This is a genomic window from Streptomyces sp. NBC_00096, assembly GCF_045041305.1.
Classification (GTDB): domain Bacteria; phylum Actinomycetota; class Actinomycetes; order Streptomycetales; family Streptomycetaceae; genus Streptomyces.
The window spans coordinates 5,067,022-5,091,201 of sequence record NZ_CP108221.1; the positions used below are offsets into that span (position 1 = coordinate 5,067,022).

General features: G+C 70.9%; 20 protein-coding genes. 11 read left to right on the forward strand and 9 right to left on the reverse strand.

Annotation, left to right across the window (positions count from 1 at the left end):
* Positions 1–309: 309 nt before the first annotated feature.
* Both OG904_RS22345 and OG904_RS22350 read left to right on the forward strand, forming a co-directional pair.
* Positions 310–1,203: a TIGR01777 family oxidoreductase gene (locus OG904_RS22345; protein ID WP_405493642.1), complete on the forward strand. Its 894-nt coding sequence runs from the start codon at positions 310–312 to the stop codon at positions 1,201–1,203.
* 238 nt (positions 1,204–1,441) lie between these two features.
* Complete coding sequence (locus tag OG904_RS22350) at positions 1,442–2,701, forward strand: FAD-dependent oxidoreductase (RefSeq protein ID WP_405493644.1); 1,260 nt, start codon at positions 1,442–1,444, stop codon at positions 2,699–2,701.
* Between the two features lie 83 nt (positions 2,702–2,784).
* On the opposite strand, the gene OG904_RS22355 is transcribed toward OG904_RS22350, so the two are convergent.
* Positions 2,785–4,281, reverse strand: a complete 1,497-nt coding sequence (locus tag OG904_RS22355) for a regulator (RefSeq protein ID WP_405493646.1) — start codon at positions 4,279–4,281, stop codon at positions 2,785–2,787.
* Positions 4,282–4,454: 173 nt separating this feature from the next.
* Between OG904_RS22355 and OG904_RS22360 the strand changes: the two genes are divergently transcribed.
* The 5 genes from OG904_RS22360 (at position 4,455) to OG904_RS22380 (ending at position 7,985) form a co-directional block, all read left to right on the forward strand.
* Positions 4,455–4,769: a hypothetical protein gene (locus OG904_RS22360; RefSeq protein ID WP_405493648.1), complete on the forward strand. Its 315-nt coding sequence runs from the start codon at positions 4,455–4,457 to the stop codon at positions 4,767–4,769.
* Positions 4,770–4,902: 133 nt separating this feature from the next.
* Complete coding sequence (lipB, locus tag OG904_RS22365) at positions 4,903–5,703, forward strand: lipoyl(octanoyl) transferase LipB (RefSeq protein ID WP_405493650.1); 801 nt, start codon at positions 4,903–4,905, stop codon at positions 5,701–5,703.
* Positions 5,704–5,886: 183 nt separating this feature from the next.
* Positions 5,887–6,834: a lipoyl synthase gene (gene lipA, locus OG904_RS22370; RefSeq protein WP_328298288.1), complete on the forward strand. Its 948-nt coding sequence runs from the start codon at positions 5,887–5,889 to the stop codon at positions 6,832–6,834.
* Between the two features lie 244 nt (positions 6,835–7,078).
* Positions 7,079–7,276 carry a hypothetical protein gene (locus tag OG904_RS22375; RefSeq protein WP_214950030.1) on the forward strand — a complete coding sequence of 66 codons (198 nt, stop codon included), beginning with the start codon at positions 7,079–7,081 and terminating at the stop codon, positions 7,274–7,276.
* Positions 7,277–7,286: 10 nt separating this feature from the next.
* Positions 7,287–7,985, forward strand: a complete 699-nt coding sequence (locus OG904_RS22380; protein ID WP_405493652.1) for a DUF4191 domain-containing protein — start codon at positions 7,287–7,289, stop codon at positions 7,983–7,985.
* Positions 7,986–8,097: 112 nt separating this feature from the next.
* Here OG904_RS22380 and OG904_RS22385 read toward each other — a convergent pair whose 3' ends face one another.
* Complete coding sequence (locus tag OG904_RS22385) at positions 8,098–8,565, reverse strand: RDD family protein (RefSeq protein WP_405493654.1); 468 nt, start codon at positions 8,563–8,565, stop codon at positions 8,098–8,100.
* 186 nt (positions 8,566–8,751) lie between these two features.
* Between OG904_RS22385 and glnA the strand changes: the two genes are divergently transcribed.
* Entirely contained in the window at positions 8,752–10,161 is a 1,410-nt protein-coding gene (glnA, locus tag OG904_RS22390; RefSeq protein ID WP_405493656.1) for a type I glutamate--ammonia ligase, read from the forward strand.
* Between the two features lie 92 nt (positions 10,162–10,253).
* Entirely contained in the window at positions 10,254–10,571 is a 318-nt protein-coding gene (locus OG904_RS22395) for a MazG-like family protein (RefSeq protein ID WP_405493658.1), read from the forward strand.
* A 47-nt stretch (positions 10,572–10,618) separates the two neighbouring features.
* Here the strand turns inward: OG904_RS22395 and OG904_RS22400 are convergent, their stop codons facing one another.
* A complete protein-coding gene (locus OG904_RS22400; protein WP_405493660.1) occupies positions 10,619–11,272 on the reverse strand; it encodes a TetR/AcrR family transcriptional regulator in 654 nt (217 codons plus the stop codon).
* A gap of 88 nt (positions 11,273–11,360) precedes the next feature.
* Here OG904_RS22400 and OG904_RS22405 point away from each other — a divergent pair, with 88 nt between their 5' ends.
* Positions 11,361–12,131, forward strand: a complete 771-nt coding sequence (locus OG904_RS22405; protein ID WP_405493662.1) for an SDR family NAD(P)-dependent oxidoreductase — start codon at positions 11,361–11,363, stop codon at positions 12,129–12,131.
* An 86-nt stretch (positions 12,132–12,217) separates the two neighbouring features.
* Here the strand turns inward: OG904_RS22405 and OG904_RS22410 are convergent, their stop codons facing one another.
* From OG904_RS22410 to OG904_RS22435, 6 genes are all read right to left on the reverse strand, one after another.
* Positions 12,218–12,736 (reverse strand): DUF4240 domain-containing protein, encoded by a 519-nt coding sequence (locus tag OG904_RS22410; RefSeq protein WP_405493664.1) that lies wholly within the window; start codon positions 12,734–12,736, stop codon positions 12,218–12,220.
* A gap of 229 nt (positions 12,737–12,965) precedes the next feature.
* Positions 12,966–15,650, reverse strand: coding sequence for a pyruvate dehydrogenase (acetyl-transferring), homodimeric type (gene aceE / locus OG904_RS22415; RefSeq protein ID WP_405493666.1), 2,685 nt, complete (start codon positions 15,648–15,650; stop codon positions 12,966–12,968).
* 234 nt (positions 15,651–15,884) lie between these two features.
* Positions 15,885–16,508, reverse strand: a complete 624-nt coding sequence (locus tag OG904_RS22420) for a GntR family transcriptional regulator (protein WP_405498191.1) — start codon at positions 16,506–16,508, stop codon at positions 15,885–15,887.
* A 231-nt stretch (positions 16,509–16,739) separates the two neighbouring features.
* Positions 16,740–18,506: a 2-oxoglutarate dehydrogenase, E2 component, dihydrolipoamide succinyltransferase gene (gene sucB, locus OG904_RS22425; protein WP_405493668.1), complete on the reverse strand. Its 1,767-nt coding sequence runs from the start codon at positions 18,504–18,506 to the stop codon at positions 16,740–16,742.
* A gap of 57 nt (positions 18,507–18,563) precedes the next feature.
* Positions 18,564–19,952, reverse strand: a complete 1,389-nt coding sequence (gene lpdA / locus OG904_RS22430) for a dihydrolipoyl dehydrogenase (RefSeq protein ID WP_405493670.1) — start codon at positions 19,950–19,952, stop codon at positions 18,564–18,566.
* A gap of 301 nt (positions 19,953–20,253) precedes the next feature.
* Positions 20,254–21,783, reverse strand: coding sequence for a leucyl aminopeptidase (locus OG904_RS22435; RefSeq protein ID WP_405493672.1), 1,530 nt, complete (start codon positions 21,781–21,783; stop codon positions 20,254–20,256).
* A gap of 346 nt (positions 21,784–22,129) precedes the next feature.
* Between OG904_RS22435 and OG904_RS22440 the strand changes: the two genes are divergently transcribed.
* Positions 22,130–24,154 (forward strand): hypothetical protein, encoded by a 2,025-nt coding sequence (locus OG904_RS22440; protein WP_405493674.1) that lies wholly within the window; start codon positions 22,130–22,132, stop codon positions 24,152–24,154.
* The last annotated feature ends 26 nt before the right edge of the window (positions 24,155–24,180 follow it).

Sequence of the window (24,180 nt, forward strand, 5' to 3'; positions counted from 1 at the left end):
AAGGCATGCCGGGCTGTGCCCGAGCCGCCTGGGGATCCGCCCGGGACCCCGGTCCTCAAACGCCGACGGGCTGGAGGGTCGCCTCAAACGCAGGCGGAGCTGGGTTTTCCGGCACTCCGGAGGTCACGTGTGGGCTGACGCCGGCCAAGATCAAGCCCCGCCGGCGATTGAGGCGATCTTTCAGCCCCGCCGGCGTTTGAGGCGCGGGGTCCGGGGGCTGGTCCCCGGGAGCGGCGGCTCGGATGTTCGGGGGGCGGGTCCGGGAGGTGTGCTGACTGGGTTGGGTGGGGTGGGTGTCAAGATGTGGCCATGCGTATCGCAGTCACCGGGGCCAGCGGGCTCATCGGCAGCGCCCTCGGGCGGGTCCTGAAGGCCGACGGGCATGAGGTCGTCCGGTTCGTGCGGCGGGAGCCGGCCGCGCCGGACGAGGCGCGGTGGGATCCGGAGCGGGGGTACGTGGACCCGGCGGGTCTCGAAGGGTGCGGAGCCGTCGTGCACCTCGCCGGGGCCGGGGTCGGCGACCACCGGTGGACGGACGCCTACAAGCGGGAGATCCGCGACAGCCGGGTCAAGGGCACGGCCGCCATGGCCTCGGCCGTCGCCGCCATGGACGAGGCCCCCGGGGTGTTCGTCTGCGGGACCGCCATCGGGTACTACGGGGACACCGGTGACCGGGCCGTCGACGAGAGCGCCCCGGCGGGAGAGGGGTTCCTCCCCGAGGTGTGCGTCGATTGGGAGGCCGCCGCCGCATCCGCCCGGGAGGCCGGGATCCGGACCGTGTTCGCCCGTACCGGGCTGGTCGTCGCGGCCGAGGGCGGAGCCTGGGGGAAGCTGTTCCCGATCTTCAAGGCCGGCATCGGCGGCCGGCTCGGCAACGGCCGCCAGTACTGGTCGCACATCTCGATGCACGACGAGCTCGCCGCCCTGCGGCACCTCATCGACACGCCCTCCCTGGAAGGGCCGGTGAACCTGACCGCCCCCGAGCCCCTGACCAACCGCGAGGTCACGGCCGCGATGGGACGGGTCCTGCACCGCCCGGCGGTGTTCGCCGTGCCCGCTCCGGTCATGCGCGTGGTGCTCGGGGAGTTCGCCCAGGACGTGCTGGGCAGTCAGCGGGTGCGCCCCGCCCGGCTGCTGGAGTCCGGCTTCGTCTTCCGGTACCCCGGGATCGACGAGTCGGTCCGGGCGGCGCTGGACTCCTGAGGAGGGAGTCCGGGGAGAGTCTGAGGGGGGGGCTGAGGGGAGCCCGAGGGAGACCCGAGGGGGACCTGAGGGGGAGCACTCCGGCGCACGTGTGCGACCGGTTGTGAGCCCAATGCGACCGCCGTGCGACCGGAGTTGACCGCGCAGCCCGTAATGGTCCGGCCAACTCGGGTTCCGCCCGATGCCGTTGGGGGAAGGAGGTTCCCCACACAGCCGGGCCGACCTCGGGGAGGGGCACGTGCTCAACAGCGCACACGCACACCATGCGGACGTGGTCATCGTAGGAGCCGGAGTCTCGGGACTCGCGGCCGCGCACCACTTGATCGCGGCCGGAGTCACGGTCATCGTCCTGGAGAGCGCCGACGATCCCGGCGGCCGGATGGCCACCGAGACCGTGGACGGCTTCCGGCTCGACCGGGTCGGCCAGCTCCTCAACACCGCCTACGCCGAACCGGCCCGCACCCCGGGCCTCGAGGGCCTGGTCCTGCGGCCCTTCGCGCCGGGCGCCCTCATCCACACCGAAGGCAGGACGCTCCGGGCCGGCGCGCTGACCCCGGCCAGGGCCCTGACCAGCGGCTCCCTCGACCAGGCCCGGCTCGGCGCCGCCCTCGGCCGCCTCGCCGCACTGCCTGAGGAACGCCTCCTGGCCCGCCCCGAACGCACCGCGCACGCCGCCCTGAGCTCCAGGAGCCTCGGTACGGCACTGCGCCCGCTGCTCGCCGCGCTCCTGCGCGACCCCGGGCTCACCACCTCCAGCCGCGTCGCGGACCTGGCCCTGCGGACCTTCGCGCGCGGCCGCCTCGCCGTGCCCGAGGGCGGCGCCGCGACCCTGCCCGGGCTGCTCGCCGCCGCGCTGCCGCCCGGCACCGTACGCACCGGGGTCCGGGTCCGCTCGGTCGCCACCAACCTGGTCACCACCGAGGAGCACGGCGACTTCAGCTGTCGCTCCGCGGTCCTGGCCACCGGCGCCCGGGCCGCCGCCGAACTGCTCCCGGGGCTGCGCGTGCCCCGGTTCCACCAGGTCACCGTCATCCACCACGCCACCACCACCCCGGCGGGCCCGCTGGCCTGGGACGGCTCCCTGCTCCTGGACGGCGACCCCGACTGGCCCGTCGCCCACACCGCCGTGATGAGCGCCGTCGACCCGACGCGCGCCCCCGCCGGCCGAAGCCTGGTCACCACCACCGTGCTCGGCCCGCCGCCGCCCACGCGTACGGTGGCCTCGCGGCTGGCCCGGCTCTACGAGACCGCGACCCGGGACTGGGAGCTCCTCGCCGTCCACCACACCCCCGAGGCCGTCCCCGCGATGCCACCGCCCCAGGACACCCGGCGCACCGTCCGGGTCCTGGCCGGGCTGTACGTATGCGGCGACCACCGGGACACCAACACCGTCGAGGGCGCCCTGCGTTCGGCCCGCCGCGCGGCCGGCGCCGTCCTGCGCGACTTCGGCATCCCACTCCCGGCCGCCCCGGAAGCCGCACTTCCGGTGGCGGCCTGAGATTCACGCCGGCGGGGCGGATCCAGCCCCGCCGGCGACCGGGGCACGGGTCCGGGCCGGAGCCCCGGGAGCCGGCCCGCCGGTCAGGACAGCGCGGCCACCCGGTCCCGGTACGTCCGCACCGCCGACGCGTCCCGGTAGGGCTCGAGCCGCCGCTCGAAGTCCCGTACGTACTCCACCGCCCGCACCGACCGCATCTCCATCGCCTGCTGCGCCGCCTCCGCGCCCAGCGCGCACGCCTGGTCCAGCTCGCCCAGCCCCAGCCGCGCCGTCGCCAGCACCACCCGGCAGAACAGCCGCGAGCGCGCGTACCCGGGCGCCCGCAGCTGGAGCGAGCGCTCCGCGTGCTGCGCGGACGCCCGGTACTGCTGCAGGTCCCGGTGGCAGTGCCCGAACTCGTCCGCCAGCTGCGCCTCGTCGTAGCTCCGCGCCCAGTGCGGCACGTCGTCACCCGGCCGGGCCGAGCCCAGCGCCCGCTCGGCCCGCACCAGCGAGGCCGTCGAGGCCCTGACCTCGCCGAGCACCGCGTGCCCGCGGGCCTCCGCCGAGTGCAGCAGCGCCTGCACCACCGGCGGCGGGCCCGATCCGACGCCCTGCTGGGCGACCCGGGCCAGCTGCACCGCCTCCCGGCCGTGGCCGAGGTAGACCGCCTGCCGGCTCATGGTGACCAGCACGTACGCCCCGTAGGGCCGGTCCGCGGCGGCCTGGGCCAGGCGCAGCGCCTGCACGAAGTACCGCTGTGCCAGCCCGTGCGCGGCGATGTCGTACGAGGTCCAGCCCGCGAGCCGGGTCAGATCGGCCGCGGCGGAGAACAGCCGGCGCCCGGTGGTCTCCCCGTAGGTGCCGCGCAGCATCGGCTCGGCCTCGTGCTCCAGGTACCGCACCAGGGCCTGGCGGGCGTGGCCGCCGCCGTAGGCGTCGTCCAGGGTGCGGAACAGCTCGCTCACCGATCTGAGCGCGGCGATGTCACCGCCCGTGACCCGCTGCCCCGGACCGCGGTCGATCTGCCGCTGCCGGGGCACCGCGGCGCGGCCCTGGACGGGATGGCCCTGAAGGGGGTGGCCCTGAGCGGGATGTGCCGGCAGGGGGCGGCCCTGTACGGGGACCCGCGCGGCCTGGTCCGCGCCCCGGCCGACCCGTTCGTCGGCCCGCCCGATCAGCCAGTCCCGGCTCGGCACCACCAGCCCGGCCGGGGTGAAGGCGATCTTTCGCAGCTCGGCGTGCGAACCGGAGTCCTTGCGCCACAGCCCGCTAGCGATGTCGACGGCCTCCTCGGGGGTGGCGGCGAACTCCAGCCCCGCGTACACGGGTGCGCACGCGTCCAGGCCCAGGTCCTGGGCCGACAGCCGCCGCCCCAGGCGCCGGGTGAACACCTCCGCGATCAGTGCGGGGGTCGTGCCGCGCGGCTGCTGCCCGCGGAGCCAGCGGGTCACGGAGGTCTTGTCGTACCGCAGATCGAGACCGTGCTCCAGACCGAGCTGGTCGACACGGCGGGCGAGCCCGGCGTTGGAGAACCCGGCTTCGGCGATCAGCGCCGCGAGCTGCCGGTTGGGGACACGCTGGGCAGGTCGTTCCGTCATCGGCTCCACGGTCTCCTGACGTGACGGACCGGAGTCCCGGCCCTGTGAACGGCGTGAATGTAGCGGCGAACCCGGTCTGCACCGCCCTCTCTGCCCCACATTCATCCGATCGTGTGCAGAATCGGTAGGGCTCTTTACGGACTGACCCCCTCCACCCGCGTACGCTGCGGCCCATGACCCGCCGGACCACCGGGGAGCACCGCCCCGGCAGCTTCGAGCGCCTCCACGGCGACGACCGCTGCGCAGAATCCACGGCCCCGCTCCCCGCGCCCGAGCTCACCGAAGCGGAGTGCCGGCGCTGCGGGACGTACATCGCGGGCCTCGACGGGCGCTACGCCTGCGGGGTCTGCGGCTGGGTGAACGACCACACCGAGGGGCACCGCCGGCTCCCCCGGGCGGACGAGGACCCGGACCGGCCGCCGGAGGGCCGCAGACGGCCGAAGCAGCTGCCCGGGCCGCCGGACCCCGGGCTCGTGACGGGGCGCTGACCGTGCTGCGCGCAGGCCGCTGACCGGCCGTGCGCAGGCCGCTGACGGGGCGCGCGCGGGTCGCCGTACCCTTGCCTGGTGCGATACGTGCACACAGCAAGTTCGTCGGCAGGTTCAACGAGGAGGCGCCGCGGTGGCTGAGCTTGGGTTTGTCCGTCTGGGCTTCGGGCCGGAGGCCGTGGAGTACACCGTGGCCTGGGAAGAGCAGCGCCGGGTGCACGCGGCCCGCTTCGCGGACGAGATCGAGGACACCTGCCTGCTGTTGGAGCACCTGCCGGTCTACACGGCGGGCCGGCGCACCGCCGACAGCGAGCGGCCGCTCGACGGGACGCCCGTCGTGGACGTCGACCGCGGCGGCAAGATCACCTGGCACGGCCCGGGCCAGCTGGTCGGCTACCCGATCATGAAGCTGCCCCGCCCGGTGGACGTGGTGGCCCACGTCCGCCGCCTGGAGGACGCGCTGATCCGCACGGCCGCCGAGTTCGGCCTGGAGACCACCCGCGTCGAGGGGCGCAGCGGGGTCTGGGTGCTGGGCGACCCGGTGGAGGAGCGTCCGAAGATCGGCGGGCTCTCGCTGGACTTCGACCCGCGGCTGCACGACGAGGAGTTCGACCCGCGGCTGAACGGCCCCGAGTACGCCCCGTCCAACGCCGGCCAGCGCCGCGAGGACCGCAAGCTCGCCGCCATCGGCATCCGGGTGGCCAAGGGCGTCACGATGCACGGCTTCGCGATCAACGTGAACCCCGACAACACCTGGTTCGACCGGATCGTCCCCTGCGGGATCCGGGACGCCGGTGTGACCTCGCTCTCGTACGAGCTCGGGCGCGAGATCACCATCGCCGAGGTGCTGCCGGTGATCGAGCGGCACCTGAAGGACGTACTGGAGCAGGCGGAGCTGCGGCCCCGGGAGATAGAGCCCGCGGTGGGCTCGTAGCGGCACGGCTCCGGCGGGCCGGGAGCGGCACCGGGAACGGACTCGGGGACGGACCCGGGAATGGGCCCGGGAACGGACCCGGGAATGGGCCCGGCCGCCCGCAGGTTGGCCGACGTAAGAGCGTATGAAATTACGGGCGTACCCTGGTGGGCGCCGAAGAATCGAAGTCACAGGGAGCCGGTCGTGTCCGCAGTCGCACCCGACGGACGCAAGATGTTGCGCCTGGAGGTCCGGAACAGCCAGACGCCCATCGAGCGCAAGCCCGAGTGGATCAAGACGCGGGCCAAGATGGGTCCCGAGTACACCAAGATGCAGGCCCTGGTGAAGGGCGAAGGACTGCACACGGTGTGCCAGGAGGCCGGCTGTCCCAACATCTACGAATGCTGGGAGGACCGCGAGGCCACCTTCCTCATCGGCGGCGACCAGTGCACCCGGCGCTGTGACTTCTGCCAGATCGACACGGGCAAGCCCGAGGCGCTGGACCGGGACGAGCCGCGCCGCGTCGGGGAGTCCGTCGTCACGATGGACCTGAACTACGCCACCATCACGGGCGTCGCGCGAGACGACCTGGCGGACGGCGGCGCCTGGCTGTACGCGGAGACCGTGCGCCAGATCCACCAGCAGACGGCGGGCCGCGAGACCGGCCACACCAAGGTCGAGCTGCTGGCCCCCGACTTCAACGCGGTCCCCGAGCTGCTGCAGGAGGTCTTCGCCTCCCGCCCCGAGGTCTTCGCCCACAACATCGAGACGGTGCCGCGCATCTTCAAGCGGATCCGCCCCGGCTTCCGCTACGAGCGCTCCCTGGACGTCATCACCCAGGCGCGGGCCTACGGCCTCGTCACCAAGTCCAACCTGATCCTGGGCATGGGCGAGGAGCGCGAGGAGGTCAGCCAGGCGCTGAAGGACCTCCACGAGGCGGGCTGCGAGCTCATCACCATCACCCAGTACCTGCGGCCCTCGCCGCGCCACCACCCCGTCGAGCGCTGGGTGAAGCCGGCCGAGTTCGTGGAGCTGGCGAAGGAGGCCGAGGAGATCGGCTTCTCCGGCGTCATGTCGGGGCCGCTGGTGCGTTCCTCGTACCGCGCGGGCCGGCTGTACCAGCAGGCGATGGAGAAGCGCGCGACCGTCTGAGGCGCCCGAGGCGCGTGGTGCGGGAGGTATGTGAACTCGCGCACAAAGTCTTACTTACGGGTAACACCGCATCGATGCGGCCCCTAGGCTCTTTCCAGGAAGAGTCCGGTGGGCCGCATCAATGTTTCATCACTGTTTGACCAGTCGGTCACACCCTGGTAACACCAGTCAGTGACGATAGTTGGACGCACCGCACACGTTCCTGGCACCCCCCGATGTGAGCTCCGTGAAAGGGATCGACATCATGCAGGCCGCGCCCGTACGCGCCATCGCCATCCCGTCGTTCACCGATGCCTTCCGGGGCATAGAGTCGCTGCTCATGAGCGGCGCCCGCCGGAACGCCTGGACGGCGGTCCTCGAAGACCGCCGCAGAGCCAAGGACCGGGTCGAAACCGAGCACGTACTCGAGGCCGCGGCGACCCGGACCGAGAAGGCCACGTAAACTTCGCTTCATGGCGAGGAAGTCAAACGCAGAGACTGCTGCGAACCCCGGGCGACTGAAGCAGATCGCCCTGACGTACAAGATGACGCGCAAGGCCGACCCGAAGGTCGGTCTGATCGTCGCGGGCGTGGGAATCGTCACCTTTGGTGTCTTTCTTGCGATCGGCTTCCTGATCGGCCACCCGGTCTACCTGGGCATCCTGGGCTTCCTGGTGGCGTTCCTGGCGATGGCGATCATCTTCGGGCGGCGGGCCGAGAGTGCTGCCTTCGGGCAGATGGAAGGACAGCCGGGCGCGGCCGCGGCCGTACTGGACAACGTGGGCCGGGGCTGGAGCACCACCCCTGCCGTCGCGATGAGCAAGCAGCAGGACATCGTCCACCGTGCCGTGGGCAAGGCCGGCGTGGTCCTGATCGCCGAGGGCAACCCGAACCGGGTGAAGCCGATGCTCGCGAACGAGAAGAAGAAGCTGGCCCGGATCATGCCCGACATTCCGGTCCACGACTTCATCGTGGGCAAGGGCGAGGGCGAGGTGCCGCTCAAGAAGGTCCGTACGACCCTGATGAAGCTGCCCCGCGTGCTCTCCGGACCCCAGATCACCCAGGTCAACGACAAGCTCCGGGCCATGGGCGACTTGCTGAGCAACATGCCGATCCCGAAGGGCCCGATGCCCAAGGGGATGCGCATGCCGCGCGGCGGAAAGATGCGCTGACCAGTTTTTCGTATACGACGCAGGGGCGCCCCGAGCCGATGGCTCGGGGCGCCCCTGCGTCGTGCTGTGTGGTGCTGTTTCGTGCTGTGCCGTGCCGTGCCGAGTGCCGGTCTCAGATCCGGACCTGGACGGCGCGGCTGAGGCGGTCGTGCAGGCTGCGGCCGTCGCGGTCCCAGACCAGGGCCGGGATCAGCAGGGCGAACAGCACGGTGCGCAGCACCGCGCGGCCGAAGCCGAGCCGGCCGCCGTCCTGTGAGATGACGCGGAGGCCCAGCATCCGCTTCCCGGGGGTAAAGCCCACGGTGCCGATGGTCAGGATTCCCAGGACCACCAGGAGCGGCAGCGACCAGTTGGCCGCGGCGTTCCAGTCGCGGCCCGTGATCAGGCCGTAGGCGATCAGCTGGCAGCCCAGGCCGTCGATGAGCAGGGCGCCGAAGCGGCGGCCGAAACGGGCCACCGAGCCGGGCCCCTGCTGCGGCAGGCCCAGTTGCTTGCCGGGGTAGCCGAAGTCGACACCCATCTCCTCGGCGGCCTCGCGGGGGCCGGAGAGCCAGGATCCGATTGCTTGCCTCTTGTCCACGCGAACCACGGTACCGGTGCCGGTTCCCGCTCTTCCGGCGGGACCCTGGTTAACTTGTGCGAAACAAATGGGTCATGCTTGAGAAACCCCGTCTGCTTATGGTCGGGTCAGCGTGCGGCACCGCACTGACGCACCACTAGCTATAAAGCCCGCCCCTGCCCCGGGGTCGGGAGTAGGAGGAGTTGGATGTTCAAGAACGCCGACGAAGTGAAGCAGTACATCGAGGAGAACGACGTCAAGTTCGTTGACGTCCGCTTCTGTGACCTGCCTGGTGTCATGCAGCACTTCACCATCCCGGGGCGGGCGTTCGACCCGAACGAGGAGCTGGCCTTCGACGGCTCCTCGATCCGCGGCTTCCAGGCGATCCACGAGTCCGACATGGCGCTGCGCGCCGACATCTCCACCGCGCGCCTGGACCCGTTCCGCAAGGACAAGACGCTCAACATCAACTTCTTCATCCACGACCCGATCACGGGCGAGGCCTACAGCCGTGACCCGCGCAACGTCGCGAAGAAGGCCGAGGCGTACCTGGCCTCCACCGGCATCGCCGACACCGCGTACTTCGGCCCCGAGGCCGAGTTCTACGTGTTCGACAGCGTGCGCTTCGCGACCACCGCGAACGAGAGCTTCTACCACATCGACTCCGAGGCCGGTGCCTGGAACACGGGCTCCGAGGAGAACAACCGTGGTTACAAGGTCCGCTACAAGGGTGGTTACTTCCCCGTAGCCCCGGTCGACCACTTCGCCGACCTGCGCGCCGAGATCTCCCTCGAGCTGGACGCCCAGGGCCTCCAGGTCGAGCGCCAGCACCACGAGGTCGGCACCGGCGGCCAGGCCGAGATCAACTACAAGTTCAACACGCTGCTCGCCGCGGCCGACGACCTGATGCTCTTCAAGTACATCGTGAAGAACGTCGCGTGGAAGAACGGCAAGACCGCGACCTTCATGCCGAAGCCGATCTTCGGTGACAACGGCTCGGGCATGCACGTGCACCAGTCGCTGTGGGCCAACGGCGACCCGCTGTTCTACGACGAGGCCGGCTACGCGGGCCTGTCGGACACCGCCCGCTACTACATCGGCGGCATCCTCAAGCACGCCCCGTCGCTGCTGGCGTTCACCAACCCGACGGTGAACTCCTACCACCGCCTGGTCCCGGGCTTCGAGGCTCCGGTCAACATGGTGTACTCGCAGCGCAACCGCTCCGCCGCCATGCGCATCCCGATCACGGGCTCGAACCCGAAGGCCAAGCGCGTCGAGTTCCGCGCCCCGGACCCGTCCTCGAACCCGTACCTGGCGTTCGCGGCCCTCCTGCTGGCCGGCCTCGACGGCGTCAAGAACAAGATCGAGCCGATGGAGCCGATCGACAAGGACCTCTACGAGCTCTCCCCGGACGAGCACGCGAGCGTCCCGCAGGTCCCGACCAGCCTGGACGCGGTCCTCAAGGCCCTGGAGGACGACCACGAGTACCTCCTGGCCGGCGGTGTCTTCACCCCCGACCTGATCGAGACCTGGATCGACTACAAGCGCACGCACGAGATCGCCCCGATCGCGCTGCGCCCGCACCCGCACGAGTTCGAGCTCTACTTCGACCTCTAAGCCGTGCCGTGCTGACGCGCTGATCACTCGAAGCCCCGCCCCCTTCGCCGAGAAGGGGGCGGGGCTTCGTCGTGTGCGGCTAGTTTCGGGGGATGGACGACGCGTGGAAGACCATCGGGGCGCTCGTGGCGCGGTTCGACGAGCACGACCGGGAGCGCGGGGTGGCGCGGGAGGAGAGCGTGACGCTGCAGATCCTGAAGATCGGCGAGGAGTTCGGCGAGGCGGCGCAGGCCGTCATCGGGGCCAAGGGGAGCAATCCCCGCAAGGGCAACTCGCACACGTGGGGCGATGTGGAGGCGGAGGTCGCCGACGTCATCGTCACGGCGATGGTCGCCCTCGCCCGGATGCGGCCCGACGCCCCCGCCTTCTTCGCGGAGCACCTGAGGGAGAAGTCGCAGCGGTTCCTGTGACGGAGCGGCGGGCCGGTCGGGTGTCAGGGCGTCAGGGCGCCGGGCCGTCAGCGCAGCAGGGGCATGGCGCCGGTCAGGTCGCGCAGGCAGCGGACCGCCAGTTCGGCGGGGGAGCCGGGGCCCGAGGGCGGGGCGTCCGTGGTGGACCAGAGTTCCAGGGCGATGCGGATCGCGTCCGTGGCCGCCGCCGCGAGGAGGCGTACGCCCAGGGTGTCGGCCTCCGGGCCGGCGAGCCGGGCGACGACCGGGACCAGGCGCTCCTCGGAGTCCTGGTTGACCCGGTACCAGACCGCCCGCAGGGCCTCGTCGGAGGCGGCGGCGCGCAGCAGGCCGCGGGTGACCTCCAGCCCCTCGTCGAGCGCCTGGGGGTCGGCGAGCGAGCGGGTGACGGCGCGCTCCAGGGCCTCGGTGAGCGGGGTGCCGGGATCCTCCTCGGCGAGCAGGGCCCGCCAGGCGTCGCCGCCGACCGCGAGCAGGGGGCCCACCGCCTCCTGCTTGTTGCGGAAGTAGCGGTAGAACGTGCGCAGCGCCACGCCCGCACGGTGGGCGATGTCCTCGGCGGTGGTGCCGTCGGGGCCGTGCTCGGCGAAGAGTTCGCAGGCCGCGCGGGCGATGTCGAGCTGGGTGGCCGCCTTGCGGCGCTCGTTCAGCGACTGGGCTCCGGGGCCGGCCTGGGGAGAGTACGGACGAGGGGATCTCACGGAGGGAAGGATACCTCGGCGCGGACGGACGTAATGCACATTTTGACAGTCTGGCAAAACGTGTCATGACGGGAGTACGCTCGTCCCCATGAACCGTTACGAAGGACGTCGCGTCCTCATCACCGGCGGCGGATCCGGCATCGGCCAGGCCACCGTCCACCGCATCCTTTCCGAGGGCGGCCGGGTACACACCGTGGACGTCAACGAGGCCGGCCTCAAGGCCACCGCCGAGCGGGCGGCCGCCGACGGACACGCCGGCCGGCTCACCACCGGGGTCCTCGACATATCCGACGAAGCCGCCGTCAAGGCGGGCGTCGCCGCCGCCGTCGACGCGCTCACCGGCATCGACGTGCTGGTCAACGCCGCGGGCATCCTGCGCTCCGCGCACACCCACCAGACCACGCTCGAATTCTGGAACAAGATCATCGCGGTGAACCTGACCGGTACCTTCCTGGTCATCCGCGAGTCGCTCCCGGCGCTGCTGGCCGGCGACCAGCCGGTCGTCGTCAACTTCAGCTCCACCTCGGCGAGCTTCGCGCACCCCTACATGAGCGCCTACGCGGCCAGCAAGGGCGGCATCCAGTCCATGACCCACGCGCTGGCCGCCGAGTACAGCAAGCAGGGCCTGCGCTTCGTCTCCGTCGCGCCCGGCTCCATCGAGAGCGGCATGACCACCGGCAACGGCCCCGGCCTGCCCGAGGACACCGACTGGAGCCTGTTCGCCAAGCTCGCCCCGGCCCTCGGCCAGGGCTTCGCCGGCCCGCAGACGGTCGCCGGCGTCGTCGCCATGCTCGGCTCCGAGGACGGTGCCTTCATCACCGGTACGGAGATCCGCATCGACGGCGGCACGCACTACTAGGCCGCACCACCGGGCTGCACGACCGGGCCGCACGAACAGGCCGCACCACCGGGCCGTACGCACCACCGGGGCACCACCGCGGGGCGTCAGCCCCTGAAGCGGTCCCACAGCCGGGGGAAGCGCTCCGCGAGCACGGCTTCGTTCTCGAAGTCCAGCGCAGCGCCCTCCGGCTCCGCCGCCTGCAGCGGGATCCCCAGATCCGGCGCGACCGAGCCGGTCAGCTGCTCGTACGCCTCGTCGGCCGCGTACCCCAGCTCCTCGCCGTCCCCGTCGATCTCCTCGTCGAACTCGTCGAGCAGTTCCGCCAGCTGGTCCGGGTCGTGCACCCCGCCCTCGAAGACCTCCCGCCCCTGGCCGATCAGCCAGCACCGGAAGTAGTCGAACGCGTCGTCGCTCGCCCCGTCGAGCAGCACCCACGCGGCGCCCCACAGGTCCCAGGTGTAGGCCCTGTTGTAGCGCGACTCGAAGTGCCTGGCGAAGTCCAGGACGGAATCCGGATCGAGCTGCGCCAGCCGCTCCACGAGCAGCTCCGCGTGTTCCTCGGGGTCGCCGTCGGCGGCCTCGCGGGTACGGTCGACCATCTCCCAGAATTCCGTCTCGTCCATCACCGCTCCAGCATCACGGGTCGACCCTCCCGCCGCCACCGCGCGTGGCGCGAAAGGCCGGTGCACGCCCCCCGCACGGCCCCATCCCCGGCCCCCGGGCGCCCGCCGGGACGAGTTCGGGCGGCGCTCCGCGCACGGGGCGCGCCCCGCGACCGGCCCCACCGACGACAGGAGGCGGCCCGCCCCCACGGGGGCGGACCGCCTCACGGTCGTTCAGGGAAGCCGGGGCCTACAGGCCGTAGCGCTCCCGGGCCTCCTTGATGGAGGACGCCGGGACCTCGCCGCGGCGGGCGAGCTGGGCCAGCGCGGCCACCACGATCGACTGGGCGTCGACACCGAAGTGGCGGCGGGCACCCTCACGGGTGTCGGAGAGGCCGAAGCCGTCCGTGCCCAGCGAGGTGTAGTCCTGCTCGACCCACTGGCTGATCTGGTCCGGGACCTGACGCATCCAGTCGGAGACGGCGAGCACCGGGCTGGTGACGCCCTCCAGCGCGCGGGTGACGAACGGGGTGCGCATCTCCCCGCGCAGCAGCGCCTCGTCGCACTCCAGCGCGTCGCGGCGCAGCTCGCCCCAGGAGGTGGCGGACCAGACGTCGGCGGCCACGTTCCAGTCGGCGGCGAGCAGCTTCTGCGCGTCCAGCGCCCAGTGGATGGCCGTACCGGAGGCCATCAGCTGGATCTTCGGGGCGTCGGCGGCCGGGGTCGCCTCCGCCAGGTCCGCCGCCGTGTTGAAGCGGTACAGACCGCGCAGGATGCCCTCTTCCACGCCTTCCGGCATGGCGGGCTGCGGCTTCGGCTCGTTGTAGACGGTCAGGTAGTAGAAGACGTCTTCCGGCTTCTCGCCGTACATCCGGCGCAGACCGTCCTTGACGATCACCGCGATCTCGTACGCGAAGGCCGGGTCGTAGTTGAGCGACGCCGGGTTCGTGGACGCGATCAGGTGCGAGTGGCCGTCCGCGTGCTGCAGGCCCTCACCGGTCAGCGTGGTGCGACCGGCGGTGGCGCCGACGATGAAGCCCTTGCCGAGCTGGTCGGCGAGCTGCCACATCTGGTCGGCGGTGCGCTGCCAGCCGAACATCGAGTAGAAGATGTAGAACGGGATCATCGGCTCGCCGTGCGTCGCGTACGACGTGCAGGCGGCGATGAAGTCGGCCATGGCGCCGGCCTCGGTGATCCCCTCGTTGAGGATCTGGCCGTCCTTGGCTTCCTTGTAGTACATGAGCTGGTCGCGGTCGACCGGCTCGTACGTCTGGCCCAGCGGCGAGTAGATGCCGGCCGACGGGAAGAGGGACTCCATGCCGAAGGTACGGGCCTCGTCGGGCACGATCGGCACCCAGCGCTTGCCGGTCTCCTTGTCCCGCATCAGGTCCTTGACGAGCCGGACGAAGGCCATGGTGGTGGCCATCTCCTGCTTGCCGGAGCCCTTGAGCAGCGGGGCGAAGGAACGGTCCGCCGGGGCGGGCAGGGCCACGTGCTTGACCTTGCGGGCCGGGGCCGGGCCGCCGAGCGCCGCGCGGCGCTCGTTCAGGTACTGGACCTCGGGGCTGTTCGCACCCGGGTGGCCGTACGGGACCTGGCCGTCGGCGAAGGCGCTGTCCGGGATCGGGAGGCCAAGGAGGTCACGCATGTCCTTGAACTCGTCGATCGTCAGCTTCTTCATCTGGTGGTTCGCGTTCTTCGACTCGAACCCGGCACCCAGGGTGTAGCCCTTGACGGTCTGCGCGAGGATGACCGTCGGCGCGCCCTTGTGCTCCAGGGCGGCCTTGTACGCGGCATAGACCTTGCGGGGCTCGTGGCCGCCGCGGGAGCTGTGGAAACACTCCGCGATCTTCGCGTCGGACAGTACGCCGGCCAGCTGCACGAGCTCGGCGTTGGCGCCGAAGAAGTGCTGGCGGATGTAGGCCACGTCGCGGGTCGCGTACGTCTGGAACTGGGCGTCGGGCACCTCGCGCAGGCGGCGTACGAGGGCGCCCGTGGTGTCGAGCTGGAACAGCTCGTCCCAGGCGGAGCCCCACAGCGACTTGATGACGTTCCAGCCAGCGCCGCGGAACTGGGCTTCCAGCTCCTGGACCACGCGGAAGTTGGCGCGGACCGGACCGTCGAGGCGCTGCAGGTTGCAGTTGATGACGAAGGTCAGGTTGTCGAGCTGCTCGCGGGAGGCCAGGGCCAGGGCGGCGGTCGACTCGGGCTCGTCCATCTCGCCGTCGCCCAGGAAGGCCCAGACGTGCGAGTTGGCGGTGTCCTTGATGCTGCGGTTCTGCAGGTAGCGGTTGAAGCGCGCCTGGTAGATCGCGGACAGCGGGCCGAGGCCCATGGACACCGTCGGGAACTCCCACAGCCACGGCAGGCGCCGCGGGTGGGGGTAGGACGGCAGGCCGTTGCCGCCGGACTCCTGGCGGAACTTGTCGAGCTGCTGCTCGGAGATCCGGCCGTCGAGGAAGGCGCGGGCGTAGATGCCGGGGGAGGCGTGGCCCTGGATGTAGAGCTGGTCGCCCGATCCGTCGGCCTCCTTCCCGCGGAAGAAGTGCTGGAAGCCGGTCTCGTACAGCCACGCGGCGGAGGCGAAGGTGGCGATGTGGCCGCCGACGCCGTACTTGGAGCCGCGGGTCACCATGGCGGCCGCGTTCCAGCGGTTCCAGGCGGTGATCTTGGCTTCCATCGCCTCGTCGCCGGGGAACTCGGGCTCCGCGGCGGTGGGGATGGTGTTGACGTAGTCCGTCTCAAGGAGCTTCGGCAGCGCGAGACCGGCGGCCTCGGCGTGCTGGAGCGTGCGACGGAGCAGGTATTCGGCGCGGCGCGTACCGGCGGCCTTGGCGACGGCGTCGAGGGAGGCCGCCCATTCGGCGGTCTCCTCGGTGTCGCGGTCCGGGAGCTGGTCGAGCTCGCTCGGAAGCTTTCCTACGGGGTCGGACATCGGTGTGCGCCGCCTTCCGGACAAAGGAGAGGTGGTGAAGAAATCCCTGACGGGCAGGACAGGGTCGTTGGACCCGGGTGGGGTCCGCGGTCGACTCTAAGGCGCTGATCGATGATCGATCAAATGAAAGTGGCGAAGAAATGACGAAATGACAAAAGTCGGCACCGGGTGCCATGGATCTAGGCACCCAGTGCCGGGCAAATTAGGGCAATGTGGGCCGTTGGAGGGGTGAAATCAAGCCCTCGGCGCGCACCCCAGGACATGCCGCTTCACGAGCAGGCCGATCTCCGGGTCCTGATTGCGGAAGGCGTCCACCAGGGCTTCGTGCTCCTCGGCGTAGGACTTCTGGACGGTTCCCAGCCACCGGATGGACAGGGCCGTGAACACCTCGATGCCCAGGGACTCCCAGGTGTGCAGCAGCACGCTGTTCCCGGCCGCCCGCACCAGCTCCCGGTGGAAGCCCACGGTGTGCCGCACCTGCGCCGTGCCGTCCGCGCTGCGGTCGGCCTCCCACAGGGCCGCCACGTGCGGCTCCAGGGCCGTGCAGTCGGCCGCCAGCCGGGGCGCGGCCAGCTCGGCCGCGATCTGCTCCAGGCCGGCCCGGACCGGATAGATCTCCTCCAGGTCCGCCGCCGACAGGTTCCGTACGCGCACGCCCTTGTTCGGCGCCGACTCGATCAGCCGCAGCGTCTCCAGCTCGCGCAGCGCCTCGCGCACGGGCGTCTGGCTGACCTCCAGCTCCACCGCGATCCGGCGCTCCACGATCCGCTCGCCGGGCTTCCAGCGCCCGCTGACGATCCCCTCCACGATGTGCTCGCGGATCTGCTCGCGCAGCGAGTGCACGACGGGTGGGGTGATCATCGGGTCTTCATCTCCTGGTGGGTGTGCAGGGTCACGCGGGGCCTGATGCGTAGACAATACGGCGGCGCCGCTCGTCGCGATGCGTTCCTGGTCGGAGGCGCAGGGTGAGGCTGGTTACAGCCGCCCGCCGCGGCGCCCCAGCGTACGACGACGGCGCCCCCGCCCGGGACTTGCGGTCCGGGCGGGGGCGCCGTACGGGACAGTCGCTGCGCGCTGTCGCGGAGAGCCTTACAGGCCGAGCTCGACCTCGAACTCGCCGGCCTCGAGGATCGCCTTGACGGCCGAGAGGTACCGGGCCGCGTCCGCGCCGTCCACCAGGCGGTGGTCGTAGGACAGGGTCAGGTACGTCATGTCGCGGATGCCGATGTTCGTGCCCTCGGCGGTCTCGATGACCACCGGGCGCTTGACCGTCGCGCCGATGCCCAGGATGGCGACCTGGTTCGGGGGCACGATGACCGTGTCGAACAGCGCACCGCGCGAGCCGGTGTTGCTGATGGTGAAGGTCGCGCCCGACAGCTCGTCCGGCGTGATCTTGTTGCCGCGGACCTTGGTCGCCAGGTCTGCGGTGGCCTTGGAGATGCCCGCCAGGTTGAGGTCACCGGCACCCTTGATGACCGGGGTCATCAGGCCCTTCTCGGAGTCCACGGCGATGCCGATGTTCTCCGAGTCGAAGTAGGTGATGGTGCCCTCGTCCTCGTTGATCCGGGCGTTGACGACCGCGTGGGCCTTCAGCGCCTGGGCCGCGGCCTTGACGAAGAACGGCATCGGGGACAGCTTGACGCCCTCACGGGCGAGGAAGCCGGCCTTGGCCTTCTCGCGCAGCTTCATGATCTTGGTGATGTCCACCTCGACCACGGAGCTGAGCTGCGCCTGCGAGTGCAGGGCCTTCATCATGTTGTCGCCGATGACCTTGCGCATGCGGGTCATCTTGACGGTCTGGCCGCGCAGCTCGGAGACCGCGGCGGCCGGAGCCTTGGCGGCGGGAGCGGCAGCGGCCGGAGCCGGAGCGGCGGCGGCCTTGGCGGCCTCGGCGGCAGCCAGGACGTCCTGCTTGCGGATGCGGCCACCGACACCGGTGCCCGAGACCGCGGACAGGTTGACGCCGGACTCCGTGGCGAGCTTGCGCACCAGCGGGGTCACGTACGCGCCCTCGTCACCGGCGGAAACCGGTGCGGCGGGGGCGGCCGGGGCGACCGGAGCCGGGGCGGCGACGGGAGCCGGAGCGGCCACCGGAGCCGGAGCGGCCACGGGCGCCGCGGGGGCGACCGGAGCCGGAGCGGCGACCGGGGGAGCGGCCACGACCGGAGCCGGGGCGGCGACCGGAGCGGCAGCGGCGACCGGAGCCGGGGCGGCGGCAGGGGCGGCAGCGGGAGCCGCGCCGGCCACGCCGATGACGGCCAGACGCGCGCCGACCTCGGCGTTCTCGTCCTCGGCGACCAGGATCTCCAGCAGGACGCCGGCGACCGGGGCGGGGATCTCGGTGTCGACCTTGTCGGTCGAGACCTCGAGCAGCGGCTCGTCGGCCTCGACGGAGTCGCCGACCTCCTTGAGCCAGCGGGTGACGGTGCCCTCGGTGACGGACTCGCCCAGGGCGGGGAGCACGACATCGGTGCCGGAAGCGGCGGAGGCGCCGGCAGGCGCGGCGGCGGCCGGAGCCTCGGCAACCGGAGCCGGGGCCGCGGGGGCCTCGGCGACGGGGGCCGGAGCGGCGGCGGCCGGCTCGGCGGCCGGAGCCGCGGCAGCGGCCGGCGCGCCCGAGCCGTCGTCGATGACGGCCAGCTCGGCACCGACCTCGACGGTCTCGTCCTCGGCGACCTTGATGGAGGCGAGGATGCCCGACACGGGGGACGGGATCTCGGTGTCGACCTTGTCGGTCGAGACCTCGAGCAGCGGCTCGTCGGCCTCGACGCGCTCGCCCTCGGCCTTCAGCCAGCGGGTGACAGTGCCCTCGGTAACGCTCTCTCCGAGCGCCGGAAGGGTTACGGAAACCGACATGGTTTCAGTTGCTCCTAACGAATGTGCGGATGTGGTCGGTCGTCGCGCCCGTGACGATCAGTCGTGGTTGTGCAGCGGCTTGCCGGCAAGTGCCAGGTGGGCCTCGCCGAGCGCTTCGTTCTGGGTCGGGTGTGCGTGGATGAGCTGCGCGACCTCGGAGGGGAGCGCTTCCCAGTTGTAGATCAGCTGGGCTTCGCCGACCTGCTCGCCCATCCGGTCACCGACCATGTGGATACCGACCACGGCACCGTCCTTGACCTGGACGAGCTTGATCTCGCCCGCGGTCTTCAGGATCTTGCTCTTGCCGTTGCCCGCGAGGTTGAACTTGGCCGCGATGACCTTGTCCGCGCCGTAGATCTCCTTGGCCTTGGCCTCGGTGATGCCCACGGACGCGACCTCGGGGTGGCAGTACGTGACGCGCGGGACGCCGTCGTAGTCGATCGGGACGGTCTTGAGACCGGCCAGACGCTCGGCTACCAGGATGCCCTCGGCGAAGCCGACGTGCGCGAGCTGGAGGGTCGGGACGAGGTCACCGACGGCCGAGATGGTCGGCACGTTGGTCTGCATGTACTCGTCGACCAGGACGTAGCCGCGGTCCATCGCGACGCCGTTCTCCTCGTAGCCCAGGCCCTGCGAGACCGGGCCGCGGCCGATGGCGACCAGCAGCACCTCGGCCTCGAAGGTCTTGCCGTCGGCGAGGGTGACCCGTACGCCGTTCTCGGTGTACTCGGTCTTGTCGAAGAAGGTGCCGAGGTTGAACTTGATGCCGCGCTTGCGGAACGCGCGCTCCAGCAGCTTCGAGCTGTTCTCGTCCTCGACCGGCACGAGGTGCTTGAGGCCCTCGATGACGGTGACCTCGGCCCCGAAGGACTTCCACGCCGAGGCGAACTCGACGCCGATGACGCCGCCGCCCAGGATGATCGCGGACTCGGGCACGCGGTCCAGGACCAGCGCGTGGTCCGAGGAGAGGATGCGGTTGCCGTCGATGTTCAGGCCCGGCAGCGACTTCGGCACGGAGCCGGTCGCCAGCAGGACGTGGCGGCCCTGGATGCGCTGGCCGTTCACGTCGACGGACGTCGGCGAGGAGAGGCGGCCCTCACCCTCGATGTAGGTCACCTTGCGGGAGGCGACCAGACCCTGCAGGCCCTTGTACAGGCCCGAGACCACATCGTCCTTGTACTTGTGGACACCCGCGATGTCGATGCCCTCGAAGGAGGTCTTGACACCGAACTGGGCGGCTTCGCGAGCAGAGTCGGCAACCTCGCCCGCGTGCAGCAGAGCCTTCGTGGGGATGCAGCCGTTGTGCAGGCAGGTGCCGCCGAGCTTGTTCTTCTCGATCAGGGCAACGTCCAGACCCAGCTGGGATGCGCGCAGAGCCGCGGCGTAACCGCCACTGCCACCGCCGAGGATCACTAGGTCGAAAACGGTGCTGGCGTCGTTCGCCACGTCACGTCCTCCATGCATGTGCGCCGAGCACCGGTCCTCTGTGACCGGGCGGCGGCTGGTATACGGCCGCTTGATTCTTCGGCCCTGTGGTGGGGGCCCTGTCCTGCCGAGAACCCATCTTCGCATTTGTCGGCGGAACGCGGGACGCCGGGCCTGCCCCCGGACAGGTCGTTCTGCCCGAACCGGGGGTTACCGCAGCGTAGAAACCTACGGATTTCGTTGACAGTGAACAGGCCCCGGGCCCGATCAGAAAATCTGATCATGCCCGGGGCCCGCAGACCGTTCGGCGGTGCCGCCGGTGTCAGCCCAGGTCGCCCGTGGCCGTGCGCTCGGCCAGCCGCACCAGGGTGCGCACGGCGGAGCCGGTGCCGCCCTTGGGGGTGTAGCCGTACGGGGCGCCCTCGTGGAAGGCGGGGCCCGCGATGTCGAGGTGGGCCCAGGTGATGCCCTCGCCGACGAACTCCTGGAGGAAGAGGCCGGCCACCAGGCCGCCGCCCATCCGGACACCCATGTTGGCGATGTCGGCGGTGGGGGAGTCCATGGACTTGCGCAGGTCGCCGGGGAGCGGCATCGGCCACGAGGCCTCACCGACCTCCTCGGCGATCTCGTGGATGGAGGTCCGGAAGGCCTCGTCGTTGCCCATGATGCCGAAGGTCCGGTCGCCCAGCGCCATGACCATGGCGCCGGTCAGGGTGGCGACGTCGACGATGGCGTCGGGGTTCTCCTCGGAGGCCTTGGTGAGCGCGTCACCCAGGACCAGGCGGCCCTCGGCGTCCGTGTTGAGGACCTCGACGGTCTTGCCGCTGTACATGCGCAGCACGTCACCGGGCTTGGTGGCGGAGCCGGACGGCATGTTCTCGGCGAGCGCGAGCCAGCCGGTGACGTTGACCTGGAGGCCGAGCTTGGCGGCGGCGACCACGGAGGCGAAGACCGCGGCGGCGCCGGCCATGTCGCACTTCATCGTCTCGTTGTGGCCGGCCGGCTTCAGGGAGATGCCGCCCGAGTCGTAGGTGATGCCCTTGCCGACGTAGGCGAGGGTCTTCTCCGCCTTGGGGTGGGTGTAGGAGAGCTTCACCAGGCGCGGCGGGTTCTCGGAGCCCTTGCCGACGCCCATGATGCCGCCGTAGCCGCCCTTGACCAGGGCCTTCTCGTCCAGGATCTGGACCTTGATGCCGTTCTCCTTCGCGGTCGCGGTGGCGACGGCGGCGAAGGCCTCGGGGGTGAGGTCGTTCGGCGGGGTGTTGACCAGGTCACGGGCGATGTTGATCTCGGTCGCGAGGACCGTGGCGCGCTCGGCGGCGGCCTTGTGCTCCTTGTCGCGCGGCTTGGCGCCGAGCAGGGCGATCTCGGCGAGCGGCTGCTTGGGCCCGCCGTTCTTCGAAGCCTTCTTCTCGCCGCCCTGGTACGCGGTGAACGCGTACGCGCCGAGGAGCGCGCCCTCGGCCACGGCGGTGACGGCGGAGGCGTCGTCGAGGGGGAGCGCGAAGGCGGCCTTCTTGGTGCCGTGCAGGGCGCGGGCGGCGGCGCCGGCGGCGCGGCGCAGCGCCTCCTCGTCGTAGGACTCGTCCGTCTCGGGGAGGGAGCCCAGTCCGACCGCCAGCACGACCGGGACCTTGAGGCCGTCCGGTGCCGGCAGCTTGGTGATCTCGCCTTCGGCGCCCGTGGCACCGAGCGCTTCGAGCACGGCGGCGAGCTTTCCGTCATACGCCTTGTCCACGGCCTCGGCGCCCGCGGCAACGACGGGACCCTTGGGGCCCTTCGCTACGCCGACGACGAGGGCGTCGGCGCGCAGCGTCGCCGGTCCGGCAGTGCTGAGAGTCAGAGCAGTCACGGTGGTGAAGTCTCGCTTCCGTTTTGGTGGTGTGGGCCGAGTGGGTGGACGGCCGTCCGTAGCGATCGTATTCGGGCCCGATGGCCGCCGGAAATGAGCCTACGCGTACGTACTCGTCCGTACGCCACTCGAAGGTTTGGCAACTTGTTCGATCAAGGGGCTCCCAGGTTCACCCATCTGTGGCCTCTGTTCCAGGTTTGCCCCTTAGACCTGACGAGGTCCGAAAGACTCGGCCCACTCTCGCAAGGGGACGCGGGGTCTCTTTGCATGATTTCCACAGAGCATCCCCGATTCGGCCCAACGTCACGGGCCGAAGTCGAGGATGCCTGCGGGGGGAAAGGCCGAAATGGTCAAGAAGAACCGGATGAACAGGCTCGCCGCCGTATGCTTCGCGGCTGCCATAGCGTCCGTCGCGGTACCCGGAGCGGCCGCACAGGCGGCCGTCACTCCGCGCATCGACCTGAGGGTGCTGGTCGTCGACGACGGCGGCAGCTCGGTCGAGGCGATCACCGCGGAACTCCGGGACACCGGAGTTCCGTACACCCGCGTGGACCTGGGCAGCTCCGGCCGCCCGGTCGTGAACGCGGCGTTCCTCGCCGACACGGTCGACGGGCGGCCGCGCGCCAAGTTCCAGGGCGTGGTGCTGCCGAACGAGAACCCGTTCGGCGCGGGCTCGGCCGAAATGGCCGCGCTCACCGCGTACGAGACCACCTACGGGATCCGCCAGGTGGACGCGTACACCTGGGCCCACCCGGAGGTGGGTCTGGAGTACACCGACAACGGCGGCTACAGCGGCACGCTCGACGGCACCCAGGCCGCCGTCACCGCGGCCGGCAAGACGGGCCCCTTCGGCTACCTCGGCGGCCAGGTCGCCTTCGAGGACAACTCGGCGCTGATCCCCGAGAGCTACGGGTTCATCGCCAAGCCGAGGACCGGCTACACCAGCTACCTCGACGCCCCGGTCGGCTCCGGACGGGCCTCGCTCGTCGGCGAGTACACCCACGACGGGCGCAGTGAGCTGGTCGTCACCTTCGGGTACAACCAGTACCAGCAGCAGTTCCGGCTGCTGGCCCGCGGCATCGTCGAGTGGGTCACCCAGGGCGTCCACCTCGGCCAGGAGCGCAATTACTTCGCGGTCCACGTGGACGACGTCTTCGCCCCGGACGCCCGCTGGAGCAAGGACCTCAACTGCACCCCCGGGGACTACGCCTGCGCCGGCGGCGAGGGCAAGGAATCCACGATCCGGATGACGGCCGCCGACGCCCAGTACCTGGCGCAGTGGCAGACCTCCAAGAACTTCAAGCTGGACCTGCTCTTCAACGCGGGCGCGGGGGAGGAGTGGAAGGCGGAGAACGGCAACACCGACGCGCTGACCGCGCAGCTGATCGCCGACCGGGCGAAGTACCGGTGGATGAACCACACCTACACCCACCTGTTCCTCGGCTGCGTCCAGGACACCACCACCACCCCGTGGACCTGCACGAAGAACACCGCGGGCGCCATCAACTGGATGAGCCGCGCCGAGATCTCCGCGCAGATCCGGGACAACAACAACTGGGCCTCCTCCAAGGGGATCACCACCGACCGCACCGAACTGGTCACCGGTGAGCACTCCGGCCTCAAGACCCTTCCTCAGCAGGCCCAGGACAACCCCAACCTGGCCGGCGCGCTCGCCGACAACGGCGTGAAATGGGCGGGCAGCGACAACTCCCGCGAGCCCGCGCAGCGGGCGGTCGGCGCTGCGCTGACCGTCCCCCGGTACCCGATGAACGTGTACTACAACACGGGCACCAACTCTGAGATGGCCGACGAGTACAACTGGATCTACACCAGCCGCGCCGACGGCGGCAGCGGCGTCTGCGAGGACAACCCCGGGACCTCCACCTGCCTGCCGGCCCCGCTCGACGCGAGCACCGGATACCTGAACTACATCGTCCCGGCCGAGGCCAGGACCGCCCTGCGGCACGTCCTGAACAACGACCCGCGCCCGCACTACGTGCACCAGTCCAACCTGGCCGAGGACCGCACCCTGTACCCGGTGCTCAACCAGGTCCTCGACACCTACCGGATGCTGTACGCGCCCAGCGCGCCGATCGTCAACCAGAGCATGAAGGACTCCGGCGTCGAGCTCCAGCGCCGCGCGGCCTGGGACGCCGCGGTCGCCGCCAACCAGGTCACCGCCTACCGCATCGGCAAGGACGTCACCGTCAAGGCGCCCTCCGGGGTCGTGGCCCCGCTGACCGCACCCGCCGGCACCAAGAAGCAGCTCCTGCTCGGCACCGCGGACTTCGGCACCGCCTACGCCGGCTCCCGCTCCACCTGGACGGCCCCGGAGCTGCTCCAGAGCGCCGTCACCCTCCACATGCCCTGACCGCCCCGGGCACGCAGAAGCCAGCC